General features: G+C 64.4%; 13 protein-coding genes. 6 read left to right on the top strand and 7 right to left on the bottom strand.

What is annotated here, in order from left to right; genetic code table 11:
* The first annotated feature begins 6 nt into the window (after positions 1 to 6).
* Together IB235_RS15160 and ltnD are read left to right on the top strand one after the other, a co-directional pair.
* Positions 7 to 1,500, top strand: a complete 1,494-nt coding sequence (locus IB235_RS15160) for a tripartite tricarboxylate transporter permease (RefSeq protein ID WP_155039053.1) — start codon at positions 7 to 9, stop codon at positions 1,498 to 1,500.
* Positions 1,497 to 2,399, top strand: a complete 903-nt coding sequence (ltnD, locus tag IB235_RS15155; protein ID WP_192337401.1) for an L-threonate dehydrogenase — start codon at positions 1,497 to 1,499, stop codon at positions 2,397 to 2,399. Before IB235_RS15160 ends, ltnD begins: the two co-directional genes overlap by 4 nt.
* A gap of 52 nt (positions 2,400 to 2,451) precedes the next feature.
* Here the strand turns inward: ltnD and IB235_RS15150 are convergent, their stop codons facing one another.
* Genes IB235_RS15150 through IB235_RS15120 form a run of 7 tightly spaced genes read right to left on the bottom strand, consistent with a single transcriptional unit; the run spans position 2,452 to position 9,215 of the window.
* Positions 2,452 to 3,207, bottom strand: coding sequence for a hydroxypyruvate isomerase family protein (locus IB235_RS15150; protein WP_192337400.1), 756 nt, complete (start codon positions 3,205 to 3,207; stop codon positions 2,452 to 2,454).
* Between the two features lie 54 nt (positions 3,208 to 3,261).
* A complete protein-coding gene (locus tag IB235_RS15145) occupies positions 3,262 to 4,104 on the bottom strand; it encodes an ureidoglycolate lyase (RefSeq protein WP_155039056.1) in 843 nt (280 codons plus the stop codon).
* Positions 4,101 to 5,042: a DMT family transporter gene (locus tag IB235_RS15140; protein ID WP_192337399.1), complete on the bottom strand. Its 942-nt coding sequence runs from the start codon at positions 5,040 to 5,042 to the stop codon at positions 4,101 to 4,103. The genes IB235_RS15145 and IB235_RS15140 overlap by 4 nt, the downstream gene beginning before the upstream one ends.
* A 3-nt stretch (positions 5,043 to 5,045) precedes the next feature.
* Positions 5,046 to 5,708: a GntR family transcriptional regulator gene (locus IB235_RS15135; protein ID WP_155039058.1), complete on the bottom strand. Its 663-nt coding sequence runs from the start codon at positions 5,706 to 5,708 to the stop codon at positions 5,046 to 5,048.
* 11 nt (positions 5,709 to 5,719) lie between these two features.
* Positions 5,720 to 6,661 carry a 2-hydroxyacid dehydrogenase gene (locus IB235_RS15130; protein ID WP_192337398.1) on the bottom strand — a complete coding sequence of 314 codons (942 nt, stop codon included), beginning with the start codon at positions 6,659 to 6,661 and terminating at the stop codon, positions 5,720 to 5,722.
* Positions 6,662 to 6,673: 12 nt separating this feature from the next.
* Entirely contained in the window at positions 6,674 to 7,408 is a 735-nt protein-coding gene (locus IB235_RS15125) for an SDR family oxidoreductase (RefSeq protein ID WP_192337397.1), read from the bottom strand.
* 25 nt (positions 7,409 to 7,433) lie between these two features.
* Positions 7,434 to 9,215 carry an IlvD/Edd family dehydratase gene (locus IB235_RS15120; RefSeq protein ID WP_192337396.1) on the bottom strand — a complete coding sequence of 594 codons (1,782 nt, stop codon included), beginning with the start codon at positions 9,213 to 9,215 and terminating at the stop codon, positions 7,434 to 7,436.
* A 128-nt stretch (positions 9,216 to 9,343) separates the two neighbouring features.
* On the opposite strand from IB235_RS15120, the gene IB235_RS15115 reads away from it, so the two are divergent.
* The 4 genes from IB235_RS15115 to IB235_RS15100 all read left to right on the top strand — a co-directional run bounded on the left by IB235_RS15115 (position 9,344) and on the right by IB235_RS15100 (position 12,843).
* Positions 9,344 to 10,255, top strand: coding sequence for a dihydrodipicolinate synthase family protein (locus IB235_RS15115; protein WP_155039062.1), 912 nt, complete (start codon positions 9,344 to 9,346; stop codon positions 10,253 to 10,255).
* 117 nt (positions 10,256 to 10,372) lie between these two features.
* Positions 10,373 to 11,350, top strand: a complete 978-nt coding sequence (denD, locus tag IB235_RS15110) for a D-erythronate dehydrogenase (protein WP_192337395.1) — start codon at positions 10,373 to 10,375, stop codon at positions 11,348 to 11,350.
* Positions 11,337 to 12,080 (top strand): GntR family transcriptional regulator, encoded by a 744-nt coding sequence (locus IB235_RS15105; RefSeq protein ID WP_225612339.1) that lies wholly within the window; start codon positions 11,337 to 11,339, stop codon positions 12,078 to 12,080. Before denD ends, IB235_RS15105 begins: the two co-directional genes overlap by 14 nt.
* A gap of 28 nt (positions 12,081 to 12,108) precedes the next feature.
* Positions 12,109 to 12,843 carry an SDR family NAD(P)-dependent oxidoreductase gene (locus tag IB235_RS15100; RefSeq protein WP_192337394.1) on the top strand — a complete coding sequence of 245 codons (735 nt, stop codon included), beginning with the start codon at positions 12,109 to 12,111 and terminating at the stop codon, positions 12,841 to 12,843.
* The last annotated feature ends 14 nt before the right edge of the window (positions 12,844 to 12,857 follow it).

Genomic DNA, 12,857 nt, shown 5'->3' with positions numbered 1-12,857 from the left:
GTGACAATGAGCGTTCTTGCCCAATCCTTCGCCATGGTCTTCGACCCGCAGGTGCTGCTGGTCATGTTGCTGTCAGGCGCCTTCGGCCTGTTCGTCGGCGCGATCCCCGGTCTGACCGCGACCATGGCCACGGCGCTGCTGGTCCCGATCACCTTCTTCATGGAGCCGATCGCCGCCATCGCCTCGATCGTCACCGCCTCGGCCATGGCGATCTTTTCCGGCGACATTCCTGGCGCGCTTCTGCGCATTCCGGGCACCCCCGCCTCGGCTGCCTATGTCGAGGATTCCTACCGCATGACCCGCGCCGGCCGCGGCCCCGAGGCATTGGGTGCGCTGCTGGTGTTTTCGGTCATCGGCGGTATTTTCGGCACCATCGTCCTGATCGTCGCCTCGCCGATATTGGCGGAAATGGCGCTGAAATTCTCGTCCTTCGAGTATTTTTGGCTGGTGCTGCTGGGCCTGTCGGCGGCGATCTTCGTGTCGCCCGGCTCGGTCCCACGCGGGCTGGTGGCGCTGATCATCGGATTGGTCGCGGCCTCGGTCGGCATGGACAACCCCACCGCCGAGCCGCGCTTTACCTTTGGCAATCTCGATCTTCTGGGCGGGATTTCCTTCATCCCGGCGATGATCGGGCTGTTCGCGCTGGCCGAGGTGTTTCGCTACTTCGTCCACGGGCACAAGCTGGGCGCACCGCTGCGCCCCTCGACCAAGGGCATGCTGCGCAGCCAGATCGGGGTCCTGCGCCGCTACCCGAAACAGATGCTGCGTGGCAATATCACCGGTACGCTGATCGGCGCCCTGCCCGGTGCAGGCGCCGACATCGCCGCCTGGATCAGCTATGCCATGTCCAAGCGCTTCTCGCGTGAGCCGGAAAAATTCGGCAAGGGACATGTCGAAGGTCTGGTCGAGGCCGGAGCCTCGAACAATGCCGCCGTCAGCGGGGCGTGGATTCCGGCGCTGGTCTTTGGCATCCCCGGCGACTCGATCACCGCCATCGTCATCGGCGTACTGTACATCAAGGGCATGAATCCCGGCCCGACGATCTTCATCAATCAGGCCGAGCTGATCAACGCGCTGTTCATCGTCTTCCTGCTGGCGAACCTGCTGATGATCCCGCTGGGCTGGCTGGCGATCCGCGCCTCGACCACGATCCTTGCGGTGCCGCAAAAGATCCTGATGCCGATCATCACGCTGTTCTGTATCGTCGGAGCGTTCGCCATCACCAATTCGGTCTTCGGCATCATCCTGATGCTGGCTTTCGGCGTGCTCGGCTTCCTGATGGAGGAAAACGACATCCCCATCGCCCCCGCCATTCTGGGGCTGGTGCTTGGCCCGCTGCTGGAACAGCATTTCATCACTTCGATGATCAAGGCGGACGGAAACCTGCTTTCGTTCTTTGAGCGACCGATCGCAGCCGGTTTGGGCATCTTCACCATCCTCGTCTGGTGCGCGCCGCTGATCCGTCGCATCCTCATCCGCCGCAAGGAGGCGCTGACATGACCCTTTCCACCGCCGTTATCGGCCTTGGCTCGATGGGCCTGGGCGCGGCGCTGTCGCTGGCCCGTGCCGGTCTGCCGGTGCGCGGCCTCGACCTTAACCCCGCGCCCTGCGCGGAACTGGCCGAGGCAGGAGGGACCATCGCCACCACCCCCGCAGAGGCCGCAAGCGAGGCAGGCGCGGTCTTCATCTATGTCGTGAATGCGGCCCAGACCCGAACCGTGCTGTTTGGCGAAAACGGAGCGGTCGCGGCGGCCCGGCCCGGAACCGTCTTCGTTCTTTGCCCGACCATGCAACCCGATGATACCACAGCCATTGCGGAGGATCTGGCACAGGCGGGCATGCTGGCCATAGACGCGCCGGTTTCAGGCGGCGCGGCCAAGGCCCGCGACGGCGCGATCAGCATCATGGCCTCGGGTCCTCCCGCGGCCTTTGACCGTATCCAGCCCGCGCTTGACGCCATCGCGGCCCGTGTCTTTCGCCTTGGCGACCAGCCGGGCGCGGGCAGCCGGATGAAACTGGTGAACCAGCTTCTTGCCGGTGTCCATATCGCCGCCATGGCCGAGGCGATGGTGCTGGCCGCGAAATCCGGCCTAGATCTGGGCAAGGTATACGAGGTCATCACCGAATGCGCCGGCAACAGCTGGATGTTCCAGAACCGCGCGCCGCAGGTGGTCTCGGGCGACTATACCCCGTTCTCGGCGGTGGACATCTTCGTCAAGGATCTGGGCATCGTCACCGATGCCGCCGCCGCGCTGGACACCCCCACGCCGCTGGCCGCAGCCTCGCTTGATCTCTACCGCGCCGCATCAAGTGCCGGACTGGGGCGCGAGGCCGATGCCGCCATCGCCAAGATCCTCGCCACTCAGGCCAGGACCCGCCTGCCCGGCCAAGACGGTTGAATCTCTTCGTTTCCTAAATACCCATTCTGCCCGCGCCATCACCGGCGCGGGTTCAGATCCGGCGCAGCTCCGGCAACCAGCCCAGACTGTCGCCGGTCGCGCCAACGGGCTTGTATTCCGCCCCAAGCGGCCGATCCCAACCAAGATCGCGCAGCACGGCGCAGATATGGCGGTAATCCACCTCGCCATGATCGGGCGTCCCGCGATCGGGAACCGCAGCGATCTGGACATGACCGATCACCGGCAGCAGCCGGGTCAGGCGGCGAGTCAGATCACCCTCCATGATCTGCAGATGATAGCAGTCGAACATCAGCTTCAGGTTCGGATGCCCCAGCCGCTCGATCAGCATCAACGCCTGATCCGAGCGCGACAGGAAATAGCCCGGCGCGTCATAGCTGTTCAACGGTTCGATCAGAATGGTCAGATCGGGCGCGGCGCGGCAGGCATGGTCCAGATTGGCAAGGAAAACCGCCTCGGCCTGCGGCCCTTCGGCCACGCCCGCCATGACATGGACCGAGCCGCAGCCGATGGCGCGGGCGTAAGCGATGGCGCGGTCGATTTCGGCCCGCGCCTCGGCCTCACGTCCCGGAATGGCGGACAGCCCGTTTTCGCCCGGCTGACCGCGCAAGGTGTTCAGCCCCAGCATCGCAAGGCCTGTTTCAGCCAGCGCCGCAGAAACCGCCTCGGGGGCATGGGCATAGGGCCAATGGCATTCGACTGCATCGAAACCGGCGGCAGCAGCGGCGCGGATCGCATCGGGCAGCGCCAGATCCGACCACAGAAACCCCAGATTTGCGGAAAACTGCATCTTTCCTCCCCGAAAGACGAAGGGCGGCGGGGTAATCCCCGCCACCCGTCAGGATCAGGCGCGGCGCACGCTTTGACGCTGCTCGCCCAGACCCTCGATGCCCAGACGGATCACTTCGCCGCCGTTCAGATAGACCTGCGGGTTCTGACCCATGCCGACGCCCGGAGGGGTGCCAGTGGTGATCACGTCGCCCGGCATCAGCGTCATCAGCTTCGAGCAATAGGCCACCAGAGTCGCCACGTCGAAGATCATCGTTTTGGTCGAGCCGTCCTGATAGCGTTTGCCATCGACCTCCAGCCACATCGACAGGTTGCCCGCATCCGGCACCTCATCGCGGGTCACGACATAGGGGCCGATCGGGCCAAACGTGTCGAAGCCCTTGCCCTTGTCCCAGGTCTGGCCACGCTCAAGCTGCCATTCGCGCTCGGACACGTCGTTGACGACGCAGTAGCCGGCGACATGCTCCAGCGCCTGTTCCTTGCTGACCTTGCGGGCGGTCTTGCCGATGACGATGCCCAGCTCGACTTCCCAATCGGTCTTTTTCGAACCTTCCGGGATGACCACGTCGTCATTCGGGCCGACGATGCAGCTGGTCCATTTGTTGAAGACGACAGGCTCGGCCGGGACCGGCATGCCGCTTTCGGCGGCGTGGTCGGCATAGTTCAGCCCGATGGCGATGAACTTGCGCACATGGCCGACGCAGGCGCCCAGACGGGGCGAGCCTTCGACCACCGGCAGGCTGGAGACGTCGATCGCCGCCAGTTTCGCCAGCCCTTCGGGGGTCAGCACGTCATCGGCGATGTCGGCCACATGGCCCGACAGGTCGCGGATCTGGCCCTCGGCGTCCAGAAGACCGGGCTTTTCCTGGCCCTCGGGGCCATAACGCAGCAGTTTCATCTCTCCTCCTTCTTTCCTTGTTCAGATTGTGACTGTTTAGAAGAAACCGCGATGGCGGAAGCCCGGATCGCGGCAATTCTGTTTCTTCGACCCGACAGCCAAAGCAGCACGCCGCCGGCGATGATGACCAGCGCGCCCAAGAGTGTCGAGGCCCCCGGCACCTGTCCAAAGACCAGATAGCCCGCGACCGAAGCGAAAAGCAGTTGCAGATAGACCACCGGTGCCAGAACCGAGGCATCGGCGATGCGATGGGCCAGCGTGACCAGACTGTGCGACATGCCGCCCACGACGCCGATCAGGCACATCAGCCCGACGATCAGCCAGCTTTGCGGTTGCTCCCAATGCATCATCGCGAAGGGCGCGAGGCAAAGCGCCGCGATGCCGCTGGACCAGACCTGCTGCACGGCCGTCGATTCCGCCGCCAGCTTTCGGCTGAAGATGAAATAGAACGAGGTGCAGATGCAGGCCGTCAGCGAGAACAGGATCGCCGGGTGGAAGTCCGCCTGCCACGGCGCGACGACGATCAGCACGCCGATAAAGCCCACGATGATCGCCAGGAATTGCAGCGGGCTGACCCGCTCACCCAGCATCGGCACGGCCAGAAGCGTGGTCAGGACCGGACCCGCGAACATGACGGCGGTCACGGTGGTCAGCGGCAGATGGCTCAGGCCGACAAAGTTGAAGGCCGTGCTGCCCAGCAGCGCCAGCGAACGCAGGATCTGCAGCCGCGGGTTGATCGAGCGCAGCGTCGAGACGCCCTGCTTCGGCAGCACCGCAACCAGCGTCATCACCAGATGGCCCAGATAGCGGACAAAGGCCACCTGCATCAGCGCCAGCCCCGAACCCAGCAGAAATTTCGCGGTCGTATCCTGCACGGCGAACAACATCACCGCACCGGTCATCAGCAAGAGACCCGTCAGGTTGCCGCCCTTTTTCATGCCCTAATCCTGCCCCTCGTCCGTTTCCTCGCGGAAATGGTCCTCGATATTGGCGATCATCGCGCCCAGATGGGCGCCGATCTCGGCCTTGATGGCGGCCACGTCCCGGGCGTGCAGCGCGGCGTGGATCGCCTTGTGCTGGCGCAGCACCCGCCCCCGCGACAGCTTGCGGCGGGCCGACAGGTAGCGCGCCCGCCACAGCCGGGCCATGTAGGAGGCGTGGGTTTCCGCCAGCGCCGCATTATGCGAGGCAGCGACAATTGCGGAATGGAACTGCATGTCCAGCTCGAACACGTCCAGCGTGTCGGCCTCGCCATAGATTTCCTCGATCCGGTCCTTCAGCGCGCCGATGGCAGAGATCTCGCCCTCAGTGGCCTTTTCGCATGCCAGTTCACCCGACAGCAGCTCCAGCGCGTGCAGCACCCGGATCTGGTCGATGATCTCGGCCAGCGAAGGATCGGCGACGATGGGGCTGCGCAGGGGACGCAGTTGCACCAGCCCCTCTTTCGCCAGAATGCGGATCGCCTCGCGCATTGGGGTGCGCGAAACGCCCTGCCTTTCGGCATTGTCGCGTTCCTTGATCGTCGCGCCCGGCGGCAGATTGCCGCGCAGGATTTCGCGGCGCAGCTCATAGGCGATGGCCTCGGCCAAACTATCCTCGGTCATCGCCCTGCCCATCAGTTCACCGGCGTCACAAGCGCCTGCCCGGCCAGATGCGCACGGACATTCTGGCGCTGCAGATCGCCCATCGCCGCGCGGGTTTCAACGGTGGCCGAACCGACATGCGGCAGGATCGTGGCATTGGGCAGCGTCAGGAAGCGCGGATCGACATTCGGCTCAGCCCGGAACACGTCCAGCGCCGCGCCGCGCAGCCGACCCTGTTCCAAGGCGTCCAGCATCGCGGCCTCGTCCACGACCGAGCCGCGGGCGATATTGACGATGATCCCGTCAGGCCCCAGCGCGTCGATCACCGCTGCCGAAACGAAGCCCTCGGTCTCGGGACCGCCGACGACGGCAATGACCAGATCATCGACCGCGCGGGCCAGTTCCACGGGGTCGGCATGATAGGTCCAACCGGAGGGCGCGTCCTTGCGGCTGCGCGACTGGTAATGGATCTCGCATTTGAAGGCGGCCAGCCGGTCGGCGATCTCGCGGCCGATGCGACCCATGCCCAGCACGCCGACCTTGCGACCCGACATCTTGCGCGCCAGCGGATAGGCACCGCCCGCGGGCCATTTGCCATCGCGCATCCAGTTTTCCGAAGCCGTCAGCTTGCGCGATTCCATGATCAGCATCGCCACGGCCAGATCGGCCACGTCGTCATTCAGGACATTGGGCGTATTGGTTACGGTGATGCCGCGCGCCGAGGCATCCGTGACATTGATCGCGTCATAGCCCACGCCGAAATTCGCGATCAGCTTCAGCCCCGGCAGCAGGTCCATCACCGCGCCATTCAGCGGGTGATGACCCTTATAGGCAAGGGCCGTGACTTCAGCCCGCAAGGCAGGGGACAGGTCGGCGATCTGCGACAGGTCATCCAGCGGTCGCGCGCCGAATTCATCGGTCAGCGCGGCCACGTCGATATCGGAATACTGGCCCACGGCCAGAACCTTGTTCATACCCACATCCCCTCAGCCGCGCCCGATATAGGGCATGTTGGTCGCCATCACGGTCAGCCACTGGATATTTGCGCCCTCGGGCATCGTGGCCATGTGCCAGACCGAATCTGCGACGGTCTTCACGTCGATGACCGGCTCGATCTTGGTCGAACCATCGGCCTGCGGGACGCCCTTGGTCATGGCGACCGCCATGTCGGTCAGGGCATTGCCGATATCGACCTGCCCGCAGGCGATGTTGAAGGGCCGCCCGTCCAGAGACAGCGTCCGCGTCAGCCCCGTCACCGCATGTTTCGACACCGTGTAGGGGACCGAGCCCGGACGCGGCACGTCAGCCGAGATCGAGCCGTTGTTGATGATCCGCCCGCCCATCGGCTGCTGATTGCGCATCTGACGAAAGGCCGCGCGGGCGCACAGGAACATGCCGGTGATGTTCACATCCGTCACCCGCCGCCAATCCGCGACCGAAATCTCGTCGATCAGGGTCGAGGGCAGGACCGCGCCCGCATTGTTGAACAGGATATCCAGCCGCCCCCAGCTAGAAGCCACCTTGGCGAAAGTCGCATCCACGGCGGCCTCATCGGTCACGTCGCAGGGCAGGATCAGGGCGTTCGGGTTGTCCTCGGCAGTTTCCTGCAGGGCGTCCTCGCGCCGACCGATCAGGCCGACCTGCCAGCCCTCGATCAGGAAACGGCGGGCGGTGGCGCGGCCGACGCCGCTGCCGCCACCGGTGATCAGGATGTTCTTCACGTCTCTCTCCTCCCTTAGAGTGCCGTCAATGGTTGTCGCGTGCCATGGTCTGGCGCACGCGCTGATAGGCGGTGGCCAGTTCAAGGCAGCCCCCCTGCGCCAACTGGCCAACCTCCTTGCGGTAAATCTCCTCCCAAGGCGTCTGGCATTCGAGCACTGGCGGCGTCCACGCCTCCTTGCGGGCCTGCCATTCGGCCTCATCGACCAGCGCGTCCATGCGGCCCGCATTCAGGTCCAGCCGCACAAGGTCACCGGTCTGCAGATAGGCCAGCCCGCCGCCGACCACGGATTCCGGGCTGGCGTTCAGGATCGACGGGCTTTCCGAAGTGCCCGATTGCCGCCCGTCACCCACCGTCGGCAGGTGGTTGATGCCCTGTTTCAGCAGCGCGTCCGGCGGCTGCATGTTCACCACCTCGGCGCTGCCGGGATAGCCGACGCAACCGACATTGCGGATGAACAGGATGCAATGTTCGTCGATACCCAAGGCGGGATCGTTGATGCGGTCGTGGTAATCCTCCGGGCCCTCAAAGACCACCGCGCGGGCCTCGTGGACGCCCTCATTTCCCGGTTGGGACAGGAAGCGCTGGCGGAAATCCTTCGAGATCACGCTGGTCTTCATCAGCGCGGAATCGAACAGGTTGCCGGTCAGGACGATAAAGCCCGCATTCTCGCGCAGCGGGTTGGCATAGGGGCGGATCACCGCCTGATCCTGACTCTCCCAGCCGATCAGGTTTTGGCCCATGGTCTGGCCCGTCACCGTCATCGCCCGCTCATGCAGGCGACCGGCCTTTTTCAGCTCACCCATGACGGCAGGAACGCCGCCCGCATGGAAGAAGCTCTCGCCCAAGAACTCCCCGGCGGGCTGCATATTGACCAGCAGCGGCACGTCAAAGCCCACCTTCTGCCAATCGGTCACATCCAGTTCCACACCAGCATGGCGCGCGATGGCCTGCAGATGCGGCGGGGCATTGGTCGAGCCGCCAATGGCCGCATTGACGATGATCGCGTTTTCAAAGGCTTCGCGGGTCATGACATCGCTGGGCTTGATGTCCTCATAGACCATTTCGACGATGCGCTTGCCGGTCTGGTAGGCCATGTTCATGCGCTCGCGGAAGGGCGCGGGAATGGCCGAGCAGCCGGTCAGCGACATGCCAAGCGCCTCGGCCATGGCATTCATCGTGCTGGCCGTGCCCATGGTGTTGCAATGCCCAAGCGACGGCGCCGAGGCGCAGACGCGCGACATGAACTCATCATAGTCGATCTTACCCTCGGACAGCAGCCGGCGGCTTTCCCAGACGACCGTGCCGGAACCGGCGCGCTTGCCCTTCCACCAGCCATCCAGCATCGGCCCGCCATTCAGCGTGATCGCCGGAATGTCGACCGTCGCCGCGCCCATCAGCATGGCGGGTGTGGTCTTGTCGCAACCGGTGGTCAGCACGACACCGTCCAGCGGATAGCCATGCAGAACCTCGACCAGACCCAGATAGGCCAGGTTGCGATCCAGCGCCGCCGTCGGGCGCTTGCCGGTTTCCTGAATCGGATGGACCGGGAATTCCATCGGGATACCGCCGCCGTCACGGATACCCGCCTTGATCCGGTCCATCAGGAAGACATGGATCTTGTTGCAGGGCGCAAGATCGCTGCCGGTCTGGGCGATGCCGATGATCGGGCGCGCCGATTGCAGCTCTTCGCGCGTGTACTGCTGGTTCAGGTAGCGCTCGATGTACAGCGCGGTCATGCCGGGATTGTTCGGGTTGTCGAACCATTCCTGCGAACGGAAGCGCTTGTTTGCTCTGGTATTTCCCATGGCTTGCCTCATCTCCGGGCTATCGCTTGGCTGACTTGGTATACCAGAATCCGCCAAGGGGAAAGGGGTCCGCTTGCGCCCGCGACAAAATGGTATACCATCCGGCCCGAATTTTTCAGGAGGCCATCATGGCTAAATACGAGGGCATCTGGCCGGTTGCGCCGGTTTCTTTCAACGATGACGGCTCGGTCGATTATGCCGGCATGCGCCGCATTCTCGACTGCATGATCGATCAGGGCGTGGACGGGATCTGCATCCTTGCGAACTTCTCGGAACAGTTCCTGATCTCGGATGCCGAGCGCGAGGAACTGACCCGCGTCTCGCTGGAGCATGTCGCAGGGCGCGTGCCGGTGATCGTGACGATCAGCCATTACTCGACCCCGATCGTGGTTGAGCGTGCCCAGCTGGCCAAGGATCTTGGCGCGGCCCAGGTCATGATGATGCCCCCCTACCACGGCGCCCTGCTGAAAGGCACCGCCGAGCAAACCTTTGAGCAATTCGCCCGCGTGGGTGACGTCGGCATCCCGATCATGATCCAGGACGCGCCGCTTTCGGGCGTCGACCTGCCGGTGCCGCTGCTGGTCCGCATGGCCCGCGAGATCGAGATGGTGAAGCTGTTCAAGATCGAGTGCCCCCGCGCCGCGAACAAGCTGCGCGCGCTGATCGCCGAAGGCGGTGACGCGATCGAAGGCCCCTTCGACGGCGAAGAAGCCATCACCCTGCTGGCCGACCTTGATGCAGGCGCGACCGGGACCATGACCTCGGCGATGATCCCCGACCAGATCAAGCCGGTGCTGACCCATTGGAAGGCCGGCGACCGCGCCGCCGCCACCGCCGCCTATGCCCGCATCCTGCCCGCGGTGAACCACGAAAACCGCCAATGCGGCTTCCTGTCGGCCAAGGCCGTCATGGTCGAAGGCGGCGTGATCAAGTCGGAATTCAGCCGCCACCCGATCCCGGCGCTGCACCCGGCGACCCGCGCCATGCTGATGGATCTGGTCCGCCCGCTGGACCCGGTCGCCCTGCGCTGGGGCAAGTAAGCTGACAGCCCGGTCGCGGCGACGCGGCCGGGCATTTCGACTCTATCGAAACACTGGCGCAAGCCTCGACAGCAATGTATACATAATCCGACCGATACTGGGGAGGATAGGTCGGACATGAAGCTGTTGATCATTGGTGCTGCAGGCATGGTTGGCCGCAGGCTAGCCGAAAACATTCTGAAAACTGGCACGCTGGGCGCGCATCCTGTGGATGCACTGACCGCGTTCGACGTGGTTCCGGCCGATCTGGCCTCGACCGATTCCATCGCCGTCACGGTGAAATCGGGCGATATTTCCGACCGGGCAACGGTCGATGGGCTGGTCACCGACCGTCCTGACGTGATCTTCCACCTTGCCGCCATCGTTTCGGGCGAAGCCGAGGCCGATTTCGACAAGGGCTATGCCATCAACATGGACGGCACCCGCCACCTGTTCGAGGCGATCCGCGCCCAGGGCCCCGACTATCACCCGCGCGTGGTCTATACCTCGTCCATTGCGGTCTTTGGCGCGCCTTTCGAGGAAAAGATCACCGACACGTTCCTGACCGCGCCGATGACCAGCTATGGCGCGCAAAAGATGATCGGCGAGCTGCTGCTGAACGACTATGCCCGCAAGGGTTTCTTCGACGGCGTCGGCATCCGTCTGCCCACCATCGTCGTGCGCCCCGGCAAACCGAACAAGGCAGCCTCGGGCTTCTTCTCGGGCATCATCCGCGAGCCTCTGGCGGGGCTCGACGCCGAATTGCCGGTCGAGGATGACGTGCGCCACTGGTTCGCCAGCCCCGATGCCGCCGTGGGCTTCCTGCTGCATGCGTCCACGATGGACACGGCGCAGCTTGGCGTGCGGCGCTGCCTGACCATGCCGGGACTGTGTTTGTCGATTGCCGAGGTGCTGGAGGCGCTGCGCGAGGTCGCGGGCGACGACGCCGTGGCTCGCGTCAAACGGGTCCCGAATGAGACGATCCGGACCATCGTCGCTGGCTGGCCGCAGGACTTCGCGCCCGACCGCGCACTGGCGGCGGGCTTTACCGCCGACCCGGATTTCCCTTCGATCATCCGGGCGCATATCCGCGATAGCGGCCATGCCACAGGCTGAACCGCCCGTCTCGCGAAGGGCCAAGGGGCGTTCGGCCAGATCGGTCCCCAGTCTGCATGGGCTGACAGAAATGGCCGCGCGCGAACGCGCCTATCACGACCTGCGCTACCGCATCCTGACCGGGCGGCTGGCGCCCGGCACGACATTGCTGGAAACCGAACTGGCCGGGCTGCTGGCTCTTTCGCGCACTCCGGTGCGCGAGGCGGTGATCAAGCTTGAAGAGGAAGGACTGGTCGAGGTTCGCCCGCGCCACGGCGTCACCGTCAAGGCGCTGTCCCTGCAGGATTTCGCGAATATCCTCGACGTGTTTTCGGCACTTGAAGTGCGGGCGTTCGAACTGACCGCCGAGCGCGGGTTGACGCCAGAACAGACCCGCCTGCTGGAACGCATGGTCGAGGATATGGAGGTGGCAACCGCCTCGGGCGACATCGCCCGCTGGTCCGATCTTGACGACGAATTCCATTCCGAAGTGGTAGCTCTTTGCGGCAACCAGCGCCTGCAGACGGCGCTGAACGCCTTCTGGGGCCAGCAATACCGCGCAAGGATGATGATCCTGCCGACGCGGCCATTGCCCGAGGAATCGAATGCCGAACATCGCAGCGTGCTGGACGCGTTGAAACAAGGCGACCGTGCCCTGACCCGCGAAAGGCACAATGCCCATCGCGACCGGGCCGACAAGCAGCAGCTCGAGCTTCTCAGCCGCTCATTGGGGAGCAGCGGACTGGCCTGAGCTTTCCGGAGGAGGGAAAGAGGGAAGAATGAACCAGATCGATCTGAACGGCCGCCTTGCGGTCATCACCGGCGGCGCGCAGGGCATCGGCTATGCCATCGCACAGCGCTTCATCGACAGCGGCGCGCGGGTGATCATTTGGGACCGTGATGGCGATGCCGCCGAAAAGGCCGCCGCCAATCTTGGCGACGCCGCATCCAGCCGTCAGGTCGAACTCAGCGAGGACGCCCAGATCGAAGCCGCGGCGCGTGAGGCTGGCCCGGTCGATATCCTGATCAACAATGCCGGCATCACAGGCGGTAATGGCAAGACCTGGGAACTGGACCCGACCGTCTGGCGTCAGGTGATCGAGGTGAACCTGAACGCGCCCTATGTCGCCTGCCGCGCGCTGGTGCCGGGGATGATCGAGCGCGGCTATGGCCGCATCGTCAACGTGGCCTCCATCGCTGCCAAAGAGGGAAATCCCAATGCTGCGCATTACTCGGCTTCGAAAGCCGGGCTGATTGCACTGACGAAATCGCTGGGCAAGGAACTGGCGGGCACCGGTATTTTGGTCAACGCCATCACCCCCGCCGCAGCCCGCACCCCGATCTTCAACCAGATGACCCAACAACATATCGACTACATGCTGTCGAAAATCCCGATGAACCGCTTTCTTGAGCCCGCCGAGGCTGCCGCGCTGGTCGCCTGGCTGGCATCCGAGGATTGCGCCTTTTCGACCGGTGCCGTCTTCGACATTTCCGGCGGTCGCGCCACTTATTGATCTTGCTGCCGGGG

It is taken from the genome of Paracoccus sp. PAR01, assembly GCF_014851995.1.
Classification (GTDB): domain Bacteria; phylum Pseudomonadota; class Alphaproteobacteria; order Rhodobacterales; family Rhodobacteraceae; genus Paracoccus; species Paracoccus litorisediminis.
Note: the sequence above shows the minus strand (reverse complement) of the source record. Positions and strands in the feature narration are given on the sequence as shown.